This is a genomic window from Cohnella herbarum, from assembly GCF_012849095.1.
Taxonomy (GTDB): domain Bacteria; phylum Bacillota; class Bacilli; order Paenibacillales; family Paenibacillaceae; genus Cohnella; species Cohnella herbarum.
In genome coordinates, this window is sequence record NZ_CP051680.1 from 5,771,199 (window position 1) to 5,790,180 (window position 18,982).

General features: G+C 50.7%; 17 protein-coding genes. 12 read left to right on the plus strand and 5 right to left on the minus strand.

Going from position 1 to position 18,982, the window contains the following annotated elements:
* Positions 1-189 precede the first annotated feature (189 nt).
* The 6 genes from HH215_RS24615 (at position 190) to HH215_RS24640 (ending at position 6,687) form a co-directional block, all read left to right on the plus strand.
* Positions 190-1,536 carry an ABC transporter substrate-binding protein gene (locus HH215_RS24615; RefSeq protein ID WP_169282295.1) on the plus strand — a complete coding sequence of 449 codons (1,347 nt, stop codon included), beginning with the start codon at positions 190-192 and terminating at the stop codon, positions 1,534-1,536.
* A 91-nt stretch (positions 1,537-1,627) separates the two neighbouring features.
* Complete coding sequence (locus HH215_RS24620) at positions 1,628-2,530, plus strand: carbohydrate ABC transporter permease (RefSeq protein WP_169282296.1); 903 nt, start codon at positions 1,628-1,630, stop codon at positions 2,528-2,530.
* A gap of 1 nt (position 2,531) precedes the next feature.
* Positions 2,532-3,401, plus strand: coding sequence for a carbohydrate ABC transporter permease (locus HH215_RS24625; protein ID WP_169282297.1), 870 nt, complete (start codon positions 2,532-2,534; stop codon positions 3,399-3,401).
* A 27-nt stretch (positions 3,402-3,428) separates the two neighbouring features.
* A complete protein-coding gene (locus HH215_RS24630; protein WP_169284562.1) occupies positions 3,429-4,490 on the plus strand; it encodes a Gfo/Idh/MocA family protein in 1,062 nt (353 codons plus the stop codon).
* A gap of 12 nt (positions 4,491-4,502) precedes the next feature.
* Positions 4,503-5,351: a Gfo/Idh/MocA family oxidoreductase gene (locus tag HH215_RS24635; protein WP_169282298.1), complete on the plus strand. Its 849-nt coding sequence runs from the start codon at positions 4,503-4,505 to the stop codon at positions 5,349-5,351.
* Positions 5,352-5,487: 136 nt separating this feature from the next.
* A complete protein-coding gene (locus tag HH215_RS24640) occupies positions 5,488-6,687 on the plus strand; it encodes a winged helix-turn-helix domain-containing protein (RefSeq protein WP_169282299.1) in 1,200 nt (399 codons plus the stop codon).
* Here HH215_RS24640 and HH215_RS24645 read toward each other — a convergent pair.
* Positions 6,684-7,553: a pentapeptide repeat-containing protein gene (locus HH215_RS24645; RefSeq protein WP_169282300.1), complete on the minus strand. Its 870-nt coding sequence runs from the start codon at positions 7,551-7,553 to the stop codon at positions 6,684-6,686. The genes HH215_RS24640 and HH215_RS24645 overlap by 4 nt on opposite strands.
* A gap of 220 nt (positions 7,554-7,773) precedes the next feature.
* A complete protein-coding gene (locus tag HH215_RS24650; protein WP_169282301.1) occupies positions 7,774-11,781 on the minus strand; it encodes an S-layer homology domain-containing protein in 4,008 nt (1,335 codons plus the stop codon).
* 198 nt (positions 11,782-11,979) lie between these two features.
* On the opposite strand from HH215_RS24650, the gene HH215_RS24655 reads away from it, so the two are divergent.
* Positions 11,980-12,801, plus strand: coding sequence for an alpha/beta hydrolase (locus HH215_RS24655; protein WP_169282302.1), 822 nt, complete (start codon positions 11,980-11,982; stop codon positions 12,799-12,801).
* 71 nt (positions 12,802-12,872) lie between these two features.
* On the opposite strand, the gene HH215_RS24660 is transcribed toward HH215_RS24655, so the two are convergent.
* The gene (locus HH215_RS24660; protein ID WP_169282303.1) at positions 12,873-13,250 is read right to left on the minus strand and encodes a winged helix-turn-helix transcriptional regulator; all 378 of its coding nucleotides are present in this window, start codon (positions 13,248-13,250) and stop codon (positions 12,873-12,875) included.
* Between the two features lie 117 nt (positions 13,251-13,367).
* Here HH215_RS24660 and HH215_RS24665 point away from each other — a divergent pair, with 117 nt between their 5' ends.
* Entirely contained in the window at positions 13,368-14,381 is a 1,014-nt protein-coding gene (locus tag HH215_RS24665) for a zinc-dependent alcohol dehydrogenase family protein (protein WP_169282304.1), read from the plus strand.
* Between the two features lie 49 nt (positions 14,382-14,430).
* On the opposite strand, the gene HH215_RS24670 is transcribed toward HH215_RS24665, so the two are convergent.
* Both HH215_RS24670 and HH215_RS24675 read right to left on the minus strand, forming a co-directional pair.
* A complete protein-coding gene (locus HH215_RS24670) occupies positions 14,431-15,123 on the minus strand; it encodes an ankyrin repeat domain-containing protein (protein ID WP_169282305.1) in 693 nt (230 codons plus the stop codon).
* A gap of 144 nt (positions 15,124-15,267) precedes the next feature.
* On the minus strand, positions 15,268-16,131 hold the full coding sequence (locus HH215_RS24675; protein ID WP_169282306.1) for a helix-turn-helix transcriptional regulator: 864 nt from the start codon (positions 16,129-16,131) through the stop codon (positions 15,268-15,270).
* Positions 16,132-16,262: 131 nt separating this feature from the next.
* Here HH215_RS24675 and fabF point away from each other — a divergent pair, with 131 nt between their 5' ends.
* The 4 genes from fabF (at position 16,263) to HH215_RS24695 (ending at position 18,772) form a co-directional block, all read left to right on the plus strand.
* Positions 16,263-17,495, plus strand: a complete 1,233-nt coding sequence (fabF, locus tag HH215_RS24680; RefSeq protein ID WP_169282307.1) for a beta-ketoacyl-ACP synthase II — start codon at positions 16,263-16,265, stop codon at positions 17,493-17,495.
* Positions 17,496-17,626: 131 nt separating this feature from the next.
* Positions 17,627-18,073, plus strand: coding sequence for a YdeI/OmpD-associated family protein (locus tag HH215_RS24685; protein ID WP_169282308.1), 447 nt, complete (start codon positions 17,627-17,629; stop codon positions 18,071-18,073).
* Positions 18,074-18,216: 143 nt separating this feature from the next.
* The gene (locus HH215_RS24690) at positions 18,217-18,495 is read left to right on the plus strand and encodes a DUF2277 domain-containing protein (protein ID WP_169282309.1); all 279 of its coding nucleotides are present in this window, start codon (positions 18,217-18,219) and stop codon (positions 18,493-18,495) included.
* A 58-nt stretch (positions 18,496-18,553) separates the two neighbouring features.
* Entirely contained in the window at positions 18,554-18,772 is a 219-nt protein-coding gene (locus tag HH215_RS24695; protein WP_169282310.1) for a hypothetical protein, read from the plus strand.
* Positions 18,773-18,982: the final 210 nt, after the last annotated feature.

The window sequence follows — 18,982 nt, forward strand, 5'->3', positions numbered from 1 at the left end:
GGGTTATCATGACATTATATGGTGGAATTATTTTTTTTAATTATTTTCAAAAAAGATATATCATTTTTAATTGCATGTGAGTAATATTGACATTATCGAACGTGGACTAGTTTAGGGAGGTGTTGGAGCGGGGGTTTTCAAGGTTATATGTTAGATAAAATAACATTAAGAGGCGAGGGTGAAAAAAGTATGCGAGCAAAGAACGGTAAAAAAGCGGCGAGTGTATTAGTTGCAGTGACGATGTTGTCGACGGTGTTAGCCGCATGTAGCGACAACAACGGCAACAAAGAGGGCGGAGCCAGCAATTCACCATCAACAACCGCGAGCGAAACCTCCAAGCCGGCAGGCGAGAAGTCTAAAGTATCCGTATGGTACTTGTGGGGCGGCGCCGAAGGCGAAGCGCTTGAACAGATTATCAAGGATTTCAACGCAAGCCAAGACAAGTATGTCGTGGAAGGACTATCCGTACCTGACGAGCAGAAGATCAAAGTTGCGATTGCCGGAGGCAAAGGCCCCGATCTTACGGACTCGTTCGATTTCGTCGTTCCCCAGTATGCGCAACAAGGAATCGCATTGCCGCTTGACGATCTGATTGCCAGGGACGGATACGACGTATCCGACTTCGTGCCGGCCGCGCTCTCTTCCGGTAATTTCGACGGTAAACAATATGCGCTGCCGTTAAACGTTAATTTCTCCGTAATGTACTACAATAAGAAGCTGTTATCCGATGCGGGATTTGCAGAACCTCCAAAAACCAGCGCAGAGCTGTACGACGTCATAGTCAAGACGACGAAAGTGAACGACAACGGAACGATTGACGTGCTGGGCTCGCCTTCCTACCCTTCTGAGGCTTACCTATTCAACGCTCTTGCGTACGGGTTCGGATCTACTTACGTGAACGAAGATGCGTCAGCCCTTACCTTCAACAACGAAGGTACCGTAGCCGCAATGAATATGATCCGCGATTACAATACCAAATTCGGCGTAGATAACATTCGTCAGATTCAAGCGTCCGGCAAATGGTTGGATCCGACGGATCCGTTCCTCACCGGTAAGCAAGCGATCCGTTTCGACGGTCCATGGCTCTCCGCTACGATCAAAAGCAAGCAAATCGACATTGACTACGGCATCGCGGCTCTTCCTTACCTCGAAGGCAAGCCGGAAACGGCTGGCAGCGGGCTGACGGGAAGTTCGATCTTCTACATCGCTAAGACGTCCAAGAACGTAGACGGCGCTTGGGAGTTCATGAAATATTTGTACTCCGCGGAACCGTTGGCGAAGTTCTTATCCCTTATGGGCAACGTTCCGGCGACCAAGAGCGCAATGGCTAGCCCGGCGATGAAGGATATGGTCGACTCCGATCTCGTCATTCCTTTAACCGAAAGCCCGAACTTGAAATCCATTCCGCACTTCGCGAAACGCAGCGATTTCGACAAGGCGCTCGGAGAAGAACTAGAGCTCATGTACAATCTAAAGAAAACGCCCGAAGAGACGATGACTAAGCTCGAAAGCGTACTCTCCGCGACTTTGAAGTAACCCAACTTCCGAAAATCGGAAAAACCAGCTTAGAGGCCCCCTTCGTCTATGGACGGAGGGGCTCTCTACTCCATGAACCGGAGGTGACCGCATGATCAAGAAAGCGACGATTACCGGGCTGTTGTTCTCGAGCCCGTTCCTTATCGGCTTCGCGTTGTTCACTTTGTACCCGATCGGAGCTTCGCTCGTGTACAGCTTCACCGATTTCAATATGTTCAAGTCGCCTACCTGGGTCGGTTTCGATAATTATCGTTGGGTATTCCAGGAAGACGAAGTTTGGAAAAGCATTCGGAATACGTTGTACATGGTTGCGTTCGCCACGCCGGTCAGCCTGATCGTTGGGTTGTTGCTCGCCCAAATGCTGAATATTAAGGTGCGAGGTCAATCGATTTATCGCACCTTGTTCTATATTCCGTCCATCGTTCCCGCAATCGCTACCTCGCTCGTGTGGATGTGGGTGCTTAATCCGAAGAGCGGACTTATCAATACGGCTCTCGATTATATCGGCATACGCGGACCTAACTGGTTGCTCGATCCGGTGTGGACGAAACCGGCGCTGATTATGATGGGAGCTTGGGGTGCGGGAGGCACGATGATCATCTTCCTCGCCGCGCTTCAGGATGTGCCGAAGAGCCTTTACGAATCCGCGGAGATCGATGGCGCGGGTAAAATCAGAAAGTTCATGAGCATCACCTTACCGACGATATCTCCCATTATTTTGTTCCAACTGATTATGGGTTTGATTACGTACTTCCAATACTTCGCGCAAGCGTTCATGGTCGCCTCCATGTCTAACTCGGGTTCTGTCCAGACGATGGCCGGCCCCGAGAAATCGCTTCTGTTCTATGCGATTCTGCTCTACCGGGAAGCTTTCGTGGACTTCCGAATGGGACACGCGAGCGCAATGGCGTGGGTATTGTTCGTCATTACGTCCGTCGTCACGTATTTTATTTTCCGCACTTCGAACAGATGGGTTACTTACGGGGGGGATTGACATGAGTTCAGCAACAAGTGCATTCTCCCGTCGTTTCCGTACGGGAGGCCAATATAGACGCTTCGTATCGCATGTGTTATTGTCGGCGTTCAGTCTTGTGTTCGTGACTCCGATCCTGTGGCTGTTAGTGACGTCTATTAAGTCGGACAAGGATTTGTACGCCGTTCCTCCGGTGTTCTTCCCCAAGAATCCGCGGTGGGAGAATTATGCCGACGTGTTCAAAGTGATCGATTTTCCGGGGATGACCTGGAACACCTTCTTCGTGTCGGCGTTGTCCGTTATCGGCGTCCTCATATCGGCGCCGCTAGTCGCCTATGCTTGTTCGCACATCGAGTGGAGAGGGAAAAATATCGTATTCGCGATCGTCATCGGTACGCTCTTGCTTCCTTACCAAGTCACGATGATTCCAACTTATATCATATGGGGGAAGCTTGGACTCATAGGTACGTACGTACCGCTTATCTTGCCTGCGTTCTTAAGCGCGGGAGCCGGGTATTACATCTTCATGCTCAGGCAATTTTTCATGACGCTGCCTGCGTCGCTTATTCAAGCGGCCAAGATCGACGGTGCGTCGGAGATAAGGATCTATATACAAATTTTGTTGCCGCTTAGCAGACCTATCATCGCGACGGTAGGCGTTTTGCTATTTTTGGCCACATGGTCCGATTTCCTCGGACCTCTGCTCTACCTGAACAGCGAGAAGGATTACACGTTGTCCCTTGGCTTATACGCGTTCATGCAGACGCATTATATTATGTGGGAAAAACTGATGGCGGCTGCCGCGATGTTCACCGTACCGATTATCATCCTGTTCTTTTTCGCTCAGAAGCAGCTCATCGAAGGAATTAAGTTGACCGGAATTAAAGGATAAACACTCAATTGATGGCGGTGAACAATGATGAATAAGATCAAAGTAGCGGTGATCGGCTGCGGAGCTATCGCCAGCAGTCAGCACATTAAGGCTTACAAGAACAGTCCCTACGCAGAAATCAAATATTTATGCGATATTGATATGGCTCGTGCCGAGGCGGCCGTCAAGGATGTCGGAACCGGGCAAGCCATAACCGATTATCGGATCATTCTAGAGGATCCCGAGGTCGAGGCGGTGTCTATTTGTACGCCGAATCACCTTCATGCGTCGCTCTCGATCGCCTGTTTGCAAGCCGGAAAGAACGTATTATGCGAGAAGCCGGCAGCAAGGACTTATGCCGAAGCGCTCGAGATGCAGAAAGCGCAGCGGGAGAGCGGTAAAGTCTTAAATATTGGCGTCGTGAATCGATTCAACTCCGGCGTCAACGTCATTAAAGACATGATCGAAACGGGAGAGTTGGGCGAAGTCTATCATGTCTACGTCAGTTTCCGCGCGCATCGGTCGATTCCCGGACTAGGCGGAGCTTTCACGACGAAGGCGATAGCCGGCGGAGGCGCGCTGATCGATTGGGGAGTGCATTTTCTGGATATCGTGATGTATTGCCTCGGCGATCCGCTGCCGAAGACGGTAACGGGTCAAGCCTATAGCAAGCTGGGCAAGGACATGAACGAGTACACCTATCTCAATATGTGGGCCGGCCCTCCTAAGCTTGACGGGACTTACGACGTGGATGATTTCGTTACGGCGCTCATACGGACGGAGGGGCCGACCGTTACGTTAAACGGAGCTTGGGCTCAGAACATTGGTATCGACGAGATGTATATCGATTTCTTGGGCGACAAGTCGGGCATCCGCCTTCAGTACGGCCAGGAATTTCAGTTGTTCAGCGCGCGCAACGGCTCCTTGATGGAATCGACCCCGAAATATCGCGCAAGCGATATGTTCCAGAACGAGATCGACGGCTTCCTTCGCTGTATTCGCACGGGCGAGAAGCTGCCGTCCCATATCGACACGGTTATCCTGACCTCCCGTATTATTCAAGCAATCTACGACTCGTCGGATCGGCATAAGGAAATCACGTTGGACTAATCGGAGGGTGTTATGGCTACGATCGGTTTCATTGATTATTACTTGGACGAATGGCATGCGGACAATCTTCCCGGCTGGATAGCGGAAGCTACGAACGACGGCATGCAGGTCAAATTCGCATACGGTCTGATCGATTCGCCGCATGGGCTCAGCAATGCCGAGTGGTGCCGCAAGCACGGCATCGAATTGCTCGACTCGATAGAGGAGGTCGTGGAACGGAGCGACTATCTTGCCGTGTTGTCGCCGGACCATCCTGAATTCCATGAACGGCTAGCCGCCTTGCCGCTACAATCGGCCAAACCGACGTTTGTCGACAAGACGTTCGCGCCGGATCGTGCTGCAGCGATTAGGTTATTCGACGCGGCAAGTCGATCCGGTACTCCGCTATTCTCTTCATCGGCGCTGAGATTCGCTTCGGAATATACCGACGAGCTTAACCGTTCCGGGGGGCGGCGAATCGATACGTTGTGCAGCCAAGGGCCGGGTCAATTCGGCAATTATGCGATTCATCAGATCGAACCGATCGTGTCGATCATGGGCGCGGATGCACGGCGAGTTCAATTCATCGGGACGGAGAGGACGCCTGCGTTGGTCATCGAATACTCGGACGGCCGCAGGGCAACGATGCATCACTTAGAGGGCTCCCCGTTTCGATTGACGTACCAGTACGAGGAAGGGGTCGCCTTACAAGCGACGGCTGAGGCCGATTTCTTCGCGCCGTTCGTCCGTAGTCTCGTACGATTTTTCCAAACCGGTCAATCTCCGGTAGATCCGGCGGAGACGATTGCGGTCATCACCATCATCGAATATGCCCGCAAGGCCGCCGCTTCTCCGGGAATGTGGTTGGAGCTGCCATCGTAATTGACCGATATTTAATATGGAATAGAAATACAGAGCGCTTGAGGATATCCTCGGGGCTCTGTATTTTTTTGGTAGACGATGCGGAATTACGTTAAAATAAAAATCGAACGGTTAATAGAGGGGGAGAGTCGCGTACATGGATACAATCTCGATTACGAAGCTTCAAGCAAGAAGATTTCTGCTGAAATACCACGGGTTAAGCGACGAGTTCGAATTTCGCGGTAAAGAGGGCGTTCTGGCTTACGTTCGGAGAGTCGGTTGCATCCAGTACGATCCGCTTAACGTCGTCGGAACGAATCCGGAGCTCGTGCTGCGTTCGAAAGTCGAGGACTTCGATCTCGGCATGCTCTCGGAGCTACTGTATACCGATCGGAAGCTCGTCGATTATTGGGATAAATGCATGTCGATTTTTCCGACGGAGGACTGGCCTTATTTCTCGCGGATGCGTGAGCATTACGGTGCATGGTGTCGCTCGAATGAAGCGGTCTCTGGACGGGTTCGCGCGGAAATCGAAAGCAGGGGAGCGCTCTGTTCAGGGGATTTGGAAGACAACGAGAAAGTCGACTGGGCGTGGGGGCCGACGAGATTATCCCGTGCCGCGTTAGAGGGCATGTACCATGCCGGGAGACTTAGCGTCCACCATAAAGCGCATACCCGCAAGTATTACGACCTGACGGAACGTCTGATTCCGGAAAAGCTGCTCGCCGAACAGGATCCTTTCGAGACGGAAGGACAATATTACGCTTGGTTCGTCATGCGGCGCATCGGAAGCGTTGGTTTATTGTGGAATAGGCCAAGTGATGCTTGGCTCGGAATCCGCGGGATGAAGAGTCTCGAGAGGAGCGAGGCGTTCGCAAGGCTTGCGGAGGAGGGGCGAATCTTGGCCGTGAAGGTCGAAGGGCTACAGCATCCGCTCTACATGCGAAGCTCGGATCGGGAGATCATGGATAGAGTCCTGTCGGACGATCGGCCGAACGATCGGGCAAGCGTGCTTGCTCCGCTGGACAATCTGATGTGGGACAGGCAGTTGATTCGGGAGCTGTTCGATTTCGAATACCGCTGGGAAGTGTACAAGCCTGCGGCAGAAAGAAAGTACGGATATTATGTGCTGCCCGTCGTCTACGGCGACCGAATCGTCGCCCGGTTTGATCCGGTTAAGCATCGGAAGAACGCACCGTTGACGATCCGCAACTGGTGGTGGGAGGAAGGCGTAGACGCGGGCGACGGTCGGATGTCTGAGAGCATCGACCGGTGCCTCGAACGTTTCGCTTCGCAACTCGGTACGTATTATCAGGCAAGGGACAACGGCGCTTCCTCCTCTGCCGGGCAGCCTTAGGCGGACCAATGATCCGGGCGAGCGAACGAAGGCGGCAGTTTGGTATCGGCATTGCCTTTCGCGGCGTTGAGTTGGAATTGGGTGAGGAAGAGGCACGAGGTAAGGTCGGCACCTCTAAGGTCGGTGTCTCGGAAATCGGCTCCGATGAGGTCGCAAACTCTAAGATCCGCTCCTCTAAGATCGGCCGCAATGAGATATGCGCCTCTTAGATTGGCATATCGAAGATCGGCTCCCTTAAGATTGGCCCCGATAAGGTCGACTCCCCTGCCAAGTCCTTTTCGTTGCTTCAGAGGGCCTTTGTGCCGGCGGCGGGCGTCTTCTCTTACGAGCTCGCTTGTTTGCATGAGCAGGGAATTGACGTTCGCGCGGTGCGCGGCCACGTCAAGATTCATTAAGGAGGCGGGACGGAGGCGGGTGAGCCGTTGCGTCTCGCCGAGAGCTTCTCGGATCGAATCGTGCAGGGCTTGGGCGGGCTGTAATGCAAGCGCTTCGGACAGATACCAGAGCAATTCATGAAGCTGCCGCATGATCGGAAATACCTCGAACATTTGCTTCGCGGATTCCGGGGCTTGTCGCCAATCTCGGCCATTGTAGGTAAATTGGGAAACCTGCTGTCCAGCGCCGAAGCAATCGTAAACGGTGCAGCCTCGAAAACCGCGCTCTCTAAGGCTGTCGTGAACGCCGCAACGGAATTCCTCTCGCAGATTTTGGCAGGGCTTTCCGGCATCCTTATCCATTGCGAAGTCTACCGAAGCCGCGAAGGGCAGCGAGACGCAACACAAGCCGAAGCAGCTCTCACAGTCGGCTCGCAGGCTTAGGCGGCTATTGTCGAGAGAGGGTGTGGAATAATCTTGTTTTTCAAACAAAATAGGATCACCTTCGATTCGTTTTATTCCTAAAACCGTGAACGTCTCACTTTATCTATCATAATTTCGTTTATCCTGCAGTACAACCCCTCTAATAGATTGTTCAGATCCGCAAGCATGCCGGAATCTGTACATCGCAAGAATGACTATCTAAAAAGGACCGGTAATCACCAGGTAAGCGGTGTTTGCCGGCCCTTGCCTTGTCTTAGGATATCCTAAGTTAAATCAATTTTAGTGCTATTAGCATCCGATAGATAAGCTCGGCGCTTTCGGCACGCGTTGTTTGTTTATCTGCCTGAATCGTAAAGGAATCATCGTTGCTTACAATGCCTTGCTGAATAACTGCATGAACGGCTTTCGCTGACCAGGCTCTATACCCCGCGGATGAATCAAATTGCATGGAATTATCGGAGGTATTCGACTTGTATCCCCCATAGAGAAGGGATTGATAAATGATGGATACCATTTCTTCCTGCGTAATCGTTTGATCCGGTCTGAACGTTCCATCGGTATAACCCTTGAAGAGGCCGGCGCTAACGGCTGCCGACACCGAATCGGAGTACCAAGCGGAATTCTTGACATCTTTGAAGTTAGAAGCTGCCGACGATGGTACTATTCCAAGCGCTTTGACCAATAGGGAAGCTGCTTCGGCACGAGTAACAAGTCCGTTAGGTTTGAAAGTGCCGTCTACATATCCCTTCACAACCATTCTCACGGCCAATTTTTCTATCGAGGTCTTAGCAAAATCCTCCGAGTTCACATCACTAAATTTCTTATCTTGGGAAACTATGGAGTATATAGAATTTCCTTTGCGATAGATTGTCGCGGTTATGTTGTCTCCTACTTTTTGGAATGTCGCCGGAACCGGCACAATCGCACCGCTAGTGGGATCGATCATAACAGCCGACAATGATTCAATGGACTGACTCGGTTTCATGATCACGATAATGTGTCCGATATACTCTTCGGTATTGTGAATATCAACGGGTGATGCGCCCACCGTTTCTTTGCGAATGGAGAATTCGTAGGATTGACCTACCTGCTGAATGAGTTGTGAGCTAATCAGCTTATTTACCGTATCGGAGTCCGGAGCGTTCACGGGTGCAATCGTGAGAATAAATTTAGTTTTTTCGGCATTGGTGCCAGACAATCCTAGGGCGCTAACTGGAATAACCAGCCCTGATTGAACTCCAACGATTTCTATAAAAGCCGCCCCGTCTTTGCCGATTATTTTAGCGATTTGGGCGCCGTTTAGCGTCACTGAAATTGGATCTGTTTGCTTATCGATCTTGATTACGATTTTATTTGAGGAGCCCTTCCACTTGGCTAATTCAGCGTCTAGAGCGGAATCGTTTAGACTCACAGCAGTTAAGGAAGATCCATTTGAGGTTTTGAAGGTTTGAGTAGAGGCTAGTTGGCCACCACCGCCACCACCACCACCGCCACCACCGCCACCGCCACCAACGATGCCACCACTGCTACCGCCACCGGTGGACGTAGGGTAGTTCTTGTAGACGTAAAAGCTTTCTCTTTTACCTGGGGATGTAACCGTAACGAACAGATATTTTACCATATCATTAAGATTCAGATTTTTAACGACGGCGCTAGTCGAACCCGCGGGTACGGTCTGTTGTCCATAAAGCGTTGAATCGTCGGAGTATACTCTGACAGTGTCGCCGGCCTTAAGTCCATTTACCGTAACTGAATCCGAAGCGCCGCCAACCGTATTTGCGACTAGGATTTGACTAGGGGCTGGGGCAACGGTCATTCGATCAGGAATCTCTGTTAAGTAGTAACCCGGTGCTTCACTTCCATCTTCGCTTACCAGTTGCACTGCGATTAGAAAAGCATCTTGAGGAATTAATGTGCCCTGCGGAATAGTAAGCTCGTAATGAGCTTGTCCAGAGGCTGCTACGAAACCGATAGGGTTCCCGATGACATTGCTGTCCCCTCCGAAATATACGGCATAGCGGTCACCGGCAATTTCCCCGACGGCGGCATCGAAAGTTACCTTACCGCCGATTGAGTTGGGGGAAGTATCGGTATCCACTAGTAAGGCATTATCAACGTAATAGGTGCTTTCATCCCATAACCGAATCATTAATTTATAGTCTTCCATGATTTCGTAATTTAGAGATACGATAGGAATAATTCCGATCTTCTTCACCGAAGCGGGAAGGGACTTATTTAACGTAAGTGAGTAGGAACCATCAGGTTCGATTAAATAAACAGAATCATAGCTGACGTTTTCGACTACTTGATCTGCGGCATCATAATATCGGATTTGATAGCTGCTAACAGCCTGTTCCATTAGTCCAGGTAGGAACGTAAGATTACCTTTTATCTTCTGAGGCTCTGGATTCTCATCGAAGAAATAAGCTGCCTGAGGTCGTATTCCGTCTTCGAATTTCTGCTTCATACTAGCGAGGTTATCGAATTTATGAAGAGAATATTGTGCATTGCTTACTGATTTGTTTTCGATTAATAGAATGAAGGAGCCGTCACTTTGTATATATCCATTAGAAACCGAAATAGGGAACTTGAGTATCGGGTTGAAGGTATCCCGGTCGTATATGCCGTTGCTGGCAAGTACGTGATTTCCTCGAGCGGATAATAGTTTGGCAGAATAGGACCCGTTCTTATATTCTCCGTGGATCTGATTTAAGTTATTAGCTGAAAATCTATGCGCAGCATAATAGACATAATCACCATCATGGATGGCTTTTTTTGAGGGATAACTGTAACCATTTGCAGTCTTCTCAATAATCTGGCCACTACTTGTATTCATCTTATAGAGCTTACCACCAGAGGAATCGGTCTCGCCTATGTATAAGATAGATGCATCGGGACTCATTGTAAGTTTTGGCTTGTAGTAGTCTGCCCGTTCCGTTGAATATACAGAGTCCGTCACGCCAATATTTTGAAAACTTCCATATTTAATATAATACGCCTTCCCAATTCCAGCTGCTATATCCTCCGTTAAGGATCCGACTTCAATTTCGGTTATGGGTGCCATGAAATTGGTTTCGTTATTCGTATCGATTTTAGCAATGTGCGTGCTGCCACTTAACGAGACATAAAGAATACCATCGCGAATGTCTACATCCGAAGGCAGAGAACCGATGTATCTATCGGCTATTACCTCGAATGTATCCATGTCGATCTGCAGGAGGCGATTGACCTCGCGTGAAATGGCATATAAATATTTCTCGTCCTTCCCTACGGCCCATGAATCCAGATTGCGATTTAATGTAATTTGCTTTTCGCCATTCTCGTATTCAATTGCAGGTTGAGGTGCTGGAGGTATATCGAAGGCACGTTTACGAATGACGGACGTTCCCAATTCGTTGGTGTATAAATTACGGTTTCCGTCGACTTTAGCTTGGATTTGTTGATACAACGAATCATAGGTTGCAACAAGTATCCCTTCGTCTTTAGTAAGGATCCCATTCTGCGTGTAGAGGTAGGTATCGTCAACGGATACTACTACACCTGTAGAGGAAGTAGAGATAATCCGTTTTGTTTCCGGGTCTATACGTGCTGCACCATAATAAACATCCCCTTCATTGACTAAGAGCGAGGCGGGAAATCCCATATTAGGCTCGATGGACCATAACCTACTTCCATCGTTTGTATTGTACGCGTTAAGCCCGGAAGTGCCTGTCTCACCTGCATAGAGCCGATGCGTAATGCGGTCTGCTACCAGCAAAGGTTGATATATGCTTTGCTCTATTTTCGAATCCAGACCAGTAGTCAAATCCTTACGATAGATTTCAGTCCACTGGTTACCACCGGTATAGAATAAACTGTTACCATCAACAGCGACTTGTGTTGGTTGAATAACAGTAGATAGAGTAGTCTCAACTGATCGACTATCAAGGTTGACTACGGCGATGAAAGTCGCACCGCCTAAAGCCACGTATAATTTGTTGTCGACAATATCCATGCCTCTCGGATTTGACCCGATCGCAAGTCTTTTCTCGATTTGCATCGTTTCTATACTGATAAACAACAGTTCATTAGTTTCGGGTGCGGTGGCATACAAATAACCTCTTTGTTCATCAATCCGCATGGCGCCTACCCTAGAGCCGGTGTTCAGGGATACATCGGTTAAGACTGGAGTAGAGGCTGCTGCTTCTTGAATGGAAATAGCATTAGGCATAAAGCAAGATACCCCGATTACGATCATGCAAAGGAAGACAATTTTCTTTTGAAGATAGCGATACATTCACGGACATCCTCTCTAATGGGCGCGATGGTTATGCATTGCTCTATTGTAACTTATATCCATATTATCGAATAGAATTATTTTGGGAAAAGCTGGGTAACGAAATGCACTTCGGCGTGTATTGGGAGGAGAACCGAATAATTAGGGAAATCATACACTGGGCTTATATCCGCTTTTTCCGAGAGAGGAATATGAGTGATGTATTCAAACTTTGCTAACGGTGCCTATTGGGTCGTTCCCGGTTATTACGGTTATCCTCGCGTCCAAGCCTATGAAGGTCATGTGCAGCCGCTCACTTTCGTGCTTATTCACGGCTCGTGGGCGGACGCAAGCTTTTGGAATGGCGTCGCCGCCGAACTGAGAAGAATGGGCCATACGGTATACGCCCCCGAATATCCAGGGCATGGAAACGATCCGAATAAGAACGTAACTCACGCCATGATAACAAAATCGGTTGCCGACTATATCGTCGCCCATGATTTGCGCGATATCGTGCTCGTCGGACACAGCTTCGGCGGATCGGTCATCCAGAAAACGGCGGAGCTCGTGCCGGATCGAATCAAAAGGCTTGTCTTCATGGACGGCTTCGTGCTAGGCGACGGGCAATCCGTAGCGGATCAGCTTCCTCCATCCGTAAAGCAGACATTCGAGCAGCTTAGGCAGAATTCGAAAGACGATACGATCCTGCTGCCTTTCGCGTTTTTTCGTGAATTGTTCGTCAACCTGGCAGATCTCGGATTAGCGCGGCAATTGTATAGCGAAGTCCGCCCCGAACCGGCCAAGCCGCTTTTCGAGAAGTTGGATTTGAAGAAATTTTATAGCCTTAACACCCCGAAGAGTTATCTCTACCTGACGGAAGACAACGTATTGCCTCAGGGTGAAGGGTACGGCTGGCATCCCCACATGTCCGGTCGCTTGGGGTTATTCCGGCTGATTAAGTCGCACGGCGATCATATGACCTTTTTCAGATCGGAACCCGCCCTTCTAGCTAAAAGGCTATACGAGGCCTCGAGGGATTGAGGAAATGAGGAACTGAGGAATTGATTCGTTGAGGTATGAGAGTCGTTACTAGAGGGAAGGCGGACCCGATATTACCGAACGGCGGCGCCGTCTTCCCCGAGGTCGTACTGTTCCCTTGCCTGCCTCACGACGGAGTAATGTTCGGAAGCCCATTCTTTAAGCATCTTCATGCATGGAATTAAGGTGTTCCCAAGCGGGGTCAGCGTATAGTCTACGATAGGCGGTACCGAAGGAGTCACCTTTCGACTGACCAATCCGTCTCGTTCCAGTTGTCTTAAGGTTTGGGTTAACATTTTCTGCGATATGCCATCTATACGCCTCTTAATCTCGCTATATCGGATTGTGCCGCTCTCTAGGGCGTAGATGACCAATGCCGACCACTTGTTGGATAAAATCTCGAGAACATGACTATAACTGCATGCGGTTATGGATATGTCCGATGGTTTCATGCTTATCCGTCCTCCTTACGCACCTTTGGGTTCGTAACCGACTCTAAAGTGCCGTCTAGCTACATCTTATTATATGGATTATTGTGTGTCTATTCCCCCGACAAGGAGAGATGCACAATGAAAGCTTACGTGATTCAAGACGGTTTCGGACTCAATCACGTCGTAGAAGTCGATCGTCCGATTCCAACCCCCGCGCGGGGTGAAGTACTTATTCGCATGAAGGCCGCATCTTTGAACTCGCGGGATATCGGGGTTATTACCGGATTTTACAATCCCGAACTCAAAGCGCCCCTTATCCCTGTATCCGATGGTGTGGGCGAGATCGTGGCTTTAGGAGAGCAAGCGGCTAAGTTTCGCTTAGGAGAGCGCGTGAGCGGAATCTTTACGCAAAGCTGGAAGACCGGCGAAGCTACGCAAGACAATTGGGTATCCACGCTAGGAAGCCCGCTCGACGGAATGCTGGCGGAGTATGTCGTACTGCCCGAAGAAGGGTTGGTTCGAGTACCCGGATATTTGACGGACGTCGAAGCGGCGACATTGCCTTGCGCCGGGGTAACGGCTTGGCACGCGATCGTGGAGGAAGGCAAAGTGGAAGCGGGAGATATGGTCGTCGTCCAAGGTACCGGCGGCGTCTCGATATTCGCCCTGCAGTTCGCCAAGCTACAAGGCGCTAAGGTTATCGTCACGTCAAGTAGCGACGAGAAGCTGGAACGCGCGCGAGCTCTAGGTGCGGACTATGGCATCAATTACAAGAAAAACGTCGAATGGGACAAGTCCGTCTTGGAAATCACCGAAGGCAAGGGAGCCGATCACATCGTCGACCTTGGGGGCGGAACCACGCTTAATCGCTCCATCTCCGCATTAAAGGTCGGCGGGCAAATCAGTATCGTCGGCATTCTATCGGGGGCTAGCGTCGAAGGCTTGTCCATTGTCCCGGCGATCCTGAGGAGGGCCAGGCTTCAAGCGATTAATGTCGGCAGCCGCGAGATGTTCGAGAGAATGAACGCGACGATAGAAAGGCATGGCTTACGTCCCGTAGTCGATAAGGAGTTCCCGTTCGCGCAATCGGTGAACGCTCTTCGGCATCTCGGGGAAGATTCGTACTTCGGTAAAATCGGCATTTTATTTTAAATCCGCAGACTGGGGTAGCCATGAAGAATGAACGGCTCGCTCGAGGTTATTAACGCCCGCCCGCATCACTCAGCATACGTTCGATCTCCGTGTAGCCTTGCCGTTTGGCATGCTGGAGCGGAGTTACTCCGTCGTTGTCGGCGATGTTCACGTCCGCGCCGTGGTCGATGAGCAGCCGGACGATTTGCTGGTGTTTCGTTCCGCCGTCGGTTAAGATAATCGCTTCGAGCAGGGCCGTCCAACCGAGATGGTTAACATGATTGACGTTCACGTCCGTCGTTTCGAGCAGCGTTCTCACGTTGTCGACATGTCCTTTTTCCGCGGCGGGAATGAGCGCATTCCCCCCGTAACGGTTAGTCATCTTCGTGTCGGCCTTTGCCTCGATCAGCAGCTTCAAGATGTCCAGCTGACCTTCGGCTCCGGAGTATAGGAACGGATTGTTCAGCCTATTGTCCTGCTTATTGATATCCGCTCCCGCCTCGATCAGTACCCGTACCGCATCGACTTTGTTCTCGTATACCGCAGCCATAATGGCTGTTCTTCCTTGCATATCCTGCGCGTTCAATTCGGCGCCATCTTCCACCAACGTCCGGAGTGTCGCCGTATCTCCCCGTTCCGCCGCCGCGATAAGTTGCTCATTCATATCGTTCACGCTCGTTTCTATTGGATTGTTGACTTGGGCCGGAGCTGAACATCCCGTAACCAAAAGAACGGCAGCCAAGAGCGCTGTACCCCATATCATTATTAGGATGCCTCCCTTCATTTGATTCGCCATTCCGCATGCTATTTTTCTACCGTTTTGTCATCGTTTTTCTAGGCTCTCTTTGCTAAAATAAGGCCGACTTGATATGCAATTTCAATGCGCTCGTAGATGGGGATTTGCATATCAATCGTTTTCTCCCCCGGAAGAAAGACCATCCTGCATGAGTTGCTTGAGCTTAGATCTCGTTGAAGTTTCCGAAGCCGGAGTATAGATGCTGCATCTTAAATCCGCTTCTCCGTGAACTTGCAGCGACGTGAGCTGGAATAGCATCTTCCGTGCTTTGGCATGCCTGAACTCGAGCAGTACCTCCGGCGCGGAGCTCACTTTGCTCTGCTCCCACAACCGGTTGAAATCAGGGTGGGTCGCTTTCATCTCTCCGAGAAACTCCTCGTACCATTCGTCCTCGACGTATTGCCCGTAATACGCCCGGAAGATCGCCAGAAACCCGCTGGCGAATTGTTCCCAGTTCACGGCTAGCCGTTGGAACTCTTTTCTCGTGAATAACAGACGAATCATGTTTCGCTGATCGGGCGGAACGAGCTCGAAGTTCAGGAAGACGTGGGCGGCCGCCTCGTTCCAGCCGACGATACGGCACCTGCGATCGGATATGATCGTGGGGCAGTAGGTCAATTCTCGAAGAATGATTGTTAGGGACGGGCTGATTTCGGGAAGCTCTTCCCGAAGGGCGCTTGTGCCCGAGGTCGTCTCCAAGGCCAGGGAAAACAAGTATTTCCGTTCGTCGACGGTCAGTCGCAACGCCATCGCCACGTTATCCAATACGGAAGACGATACTTTAATGTCCCGTCCCTGCTCCAGCCAGGTGTACCAGGTATGGCTAACGCCGGCCAATTGCGCGACTTCTTCTCTTCTAAGGCCGGGCGTTCTTCTGCGGCTACCTTCCGGGAGCCCGACGGATTGGGGGGTGAGCTTGGCTCTCTGAGCTTTTAAGAACTGGGACAACGCTTGAAGCCTGGTTTGCGAATTCATAGGTCACCGTCCTTGCGGGAAAATATCGTATTACTATTTATAATAGGATAAACGACAACTTGTAATAGGATAATCGACGTGACATGATGATTATAGGGTTTTATTCAAGAACGTTCAAGGAGGGCATCGACATGGAAAGAGTCGTCATTACGGGAATGGGCGCAATCACGCCGCTCGGAAACGATGTAGATACTTTCTGGGAGCGGCTTGTACGCGGCGATTCCGGGGTATCCGCCATAGATGCGTTCGATACTTCGCGATTTAAGGTGAAAATAGCGGGAGTCGTACGGGATTTCGATGCGAAGACATTGTTCGGCACCAAAGAAGCTCGAAGGATGGACCGGTTCAGCCAGTTCGCGTTGGAGGCGACGGATCAAGCCTTGCGCGACTCCGGAATCGATCTTGAAGGAATAGACAAAGAACGATTGGGAGTGTATGTCGGTTCCGGAATCGGCGGCATTCAAACTTTAATGGAACAGCAGGACCTGCTAAGCGGACGGGGGCCGGATAGGGTAAGTCCTACTTTGGTTCCGATGATGATATCCAATATGGCCGCGGCGTTGATCAGCATCAGGCTGGGGGCGTTAGGCTCCACGTTATCGCCGGTGACGGCATGTTCCATCGGAAATACGGCTATAGGAGAAGCCTTCTATCACATTCAAGCGGGACGATCGGATATCGTGTTCGCCGGCGGATCGGATGCGGCGATATCCGAAATCTCGCTGGCCAGCTTCTCGAACGCAACGGCGTTGTCGACGAGGAACGACGAGCCGGAGCGGGCTAGCCGGCCTTTCGATGCGGGCAGGGACGGGTTCGTCATGGCGGAAGGAGCGGGGATCCTGGTCTTGGAATCGCTGTCCCATGCGTTGCGTCGCAACGCTAGAATACATGCGGAGGTCATCGGTTACGGAGCAACTTCCGATGCGTATCATATGGTGGCGACTCACCCCGAAGGCGATGGAGCATACCGGGCCATGAAATTAGCGCTTCATGAAGCCAAGATCGCTCCGGGCGAAGTGGACGTTATCAGCGCGCACGCCACGGGCACGGAGCTCGGAGACAAGTCGGAAACGGCCGCGATCAAGAGATTATTCGGCGATGAGGCCTATCGTATCCCCATTACGGCCAATAAATCCATGACGGGGCATATGTTCGGAGCCGCGGGCGGCATAGAGGCGATTGCTCTGGTAAAAAGCTTGCAGAACGGCATCATCCCTCCAACGGTTAACCAGGAGGAGAAAGGGGAAGGCTGCGATCTGGACTACGTTCCGAATGTGGCCCGTTCGGCAGATCTCAAGGTCGGGATGTCCAATTCTTTCGGCTTCGGCGGACATAACGCGGTTATCGTAATTAAGAAATATTAAGAATAAGGAAATAATGGGAGCTTAGCTTTATAGACGGCGAAGTTAAGGTTTATAATAGGGGTATAGATCTTATGCAAATCTTAGCGGGTTAGCGTCTACAAGGCTGGCTACATTTCGCGGGAGGGAACGGAATGAAGTTTCGGACGAAAATCGAACTTAGGGGCAAGACGGCAACCGGATTCGAAGTGCCGGAAGAAGTCGTGGCAAGCCTCGGTTCCGGTAAGAAGCCGGCAGTCCGCATTACCATTGGGAATTATACTTATCGAAGTACGGTGGCTAGCATGGGCGGCAGGTTTATGATCCCGCTTAGCGCGGAAAATCGGACAAGCGCCGGCGTCGCCGCGGGCGATGAAGCGGACGTCGACATCGAACTGGATCTTGAACCTCGCGAAGTTGCCGTGCCGGTAGATTTCTCGGAAGCGCTCGAACGGGAAGAAGACGCGAAGCGGTTCTTCGAAGGATTATCCTACAGCAATAAACGGAGGATCGTTCTCTCTATCGAAGAAGCTAAGACGGCGGAGACTCGGCAGAAGAGAATTGCCAAGGCGGTCGTCTCGTTAAGCGAAGGCAAGCCATAAGTAAGGTCGACGGACCGACGTAAATCGCATTTCGATCCTCCTAGTTGCGTAATAGGCCAGTACCTCAACGGGTGCTGGCCTTCGAAATGTTAATTAGGCGATGTCTCGAAAGTTCCAACGCCAATCCAAAGGAGACTTGAACCATGTGCAGAAATATTAAGACGCTATTTAATTTCGAACCGCCGGCGACCGACGATGAGATTCGGGCGGCGTCTCTCCAGTTCGTAAGGAAGCTCTCGGGGTTCAACGAACCTTCCAAGGCGAATAAGCTCGCTTTCGATAACGCGGTTAACGAAGTGACTTCGGTCGCGAAAACTTTGTTGGAGTCGCTCGTCACTAATGCGGAATCCCGCAACCGGGAAGTCGAAGCCGAGCGGGCCCGTGCCAGGAACGCGAGCAGATTCGGTGTTCGGGATGAATGAACGGCCGATCGTGGAATAGTAAGCTCATAACCTATAAGCGAAGGATTGAAGAGAAGCGATGGCAACGAACGAGATTGAAGTATTAAAAAATATAATGAAAAACGTGGTTTCCATGGAACTGAGAGTGGAGAAATCGGAAGTTAAAAGCACGATAGAGCTGATGGACGGTTTCGGTTTGAAGTATAAGAATTCGTGGGCGTCGATGGAGCTGGCGGATCATACGGTGATCGATTTCTGGAGGAAAGACCTGATTAAAGCTTCGCCCCCGACGGAATGACGGAGCGTTCTTCATAAGGGGGACTCTCGGCTATGGAATAATTAGAATCGTTGTTGAAGCGATAAGATGATGGCGTAACTCTATTCCACGTTTATTAGGATCCGCCACTCGGAGTAGAGTGATGGAATAACGCTATTTCCCCCGAAACGATCGAAAATGAAGGTGCCGGAGGAAATAAGGTGATGGCGTAACTCTATACCACGTTCATTT

Bases quoted from the DNA above. Each gene is read 5' to 3' on its own strand.
- HH215_RS24630 (WP_169284562.1), top strand. From the start codon at position 3,429: ATGAATAAGATCAAAGTAGCGGTGATCGGCTGCGGAGCTATCGCCAGC.
- fabF (WP_169282307.1), top strand. From the start codon at position 16,263: ATGGAAAGAGTCGTCATTACGGGAATGGGCGCAATCACGCCGCTCGGA.
- HH215_RS24635 (WP_169282298.1), top strand. From the start codon at position 4,503: ATGGCTACGATCGGTTTCATTGATTATTACTTGGACGAATGGCATGCG.
- HH215_RS24625 (WP_169282297.1), top strand. From the start codon at position 2,532: ATGAGTTCAGCAACAAGTGCATTCTCCCGTCGTTTCCGTACGGGAGGC.
- HH215_RS24690 (WP_169282309.1), top strand. From the start codon at position 18,217: ATGTGCAGAAATATTAAGACGCTATTTAATTTCGAACCGCCGGCGACC.
- HH215_RS24655 (WP_169282302.1), top strand. From the start codon at position 11,980: ATGTATTCAAACTTTGCTAACGGTGCCTATTGGGTCGTTCCCGGTTAT.
- HH215_RS24665 (WP_169282304.1), top strand. From the start codon at position 13,368: ATGAAAGCTTACGTGATTCAAGACGGTTTCGGACTCAATCACGTCGTA.
- HH215_RS24640 (WP_169282299.1), top strand. From the start codon at position 5,488: ATGGATACAATCTCGATTACGAAGCTTCAAGCAAGAAGATTTCTGCTG.
- HH215_RS24620 (WP_169282296.1), top strand. From the start codon at position 1,628: ATGATCAAGAAAGCGACGATTACCGGGCTGTTGTTCTCGAGCCCGTTC.
- HH215_RS24660 (WP_169282303.1), bottom strand. From the start codon at position 13,250: ATGAAACCATCGGACATATCCATAACCGCATGCAGTTATAGTCATGTT.
- HH215_RS24675 (WP_169282306.1), bottom strand. From the start codon at position 16,131: ATGAATTCGCAAACCAGGCTTCAAGCGTTGTCCCAGTTCTTAAAAGCT.
- HH215_RS24650 (WP_169282301.1), bottom strand. From the start codon at position 11,781: ATGTATCGCTATCTTCAAAAGAAAATTGTCTTCCTTTGCATGATCGTA.
- HH215_RS24670 (WP_169282305.1), bottom strand. From the start codon at position 15,123: ATGATATGGGGTACAGCGCTCTTGGCTGCCGTTCTTTTGGTTACGGGA.
- HH215_RS24685 (WP_169282308.1), top strand. From the start codon at position 17,627: ATGAAGTTTCGGACGAAAATCGAACTTAGGGGCAAGACGGCAACCGGA.
- HH215_RS24695 (WP_169282310.1), top strand. From the start codon at position 18,554: ATGGCAACGAACGAGATTGAAGTATTAAAAAATATAATGAAAAACGTG.
- HH215_RS24615 (WP_169282295.1), top strand. From the start codon at position 190: ATGCGAGCAAAGAACGGTAAAAAAGCGGCGAGTGTATTAGTTGCAGTG.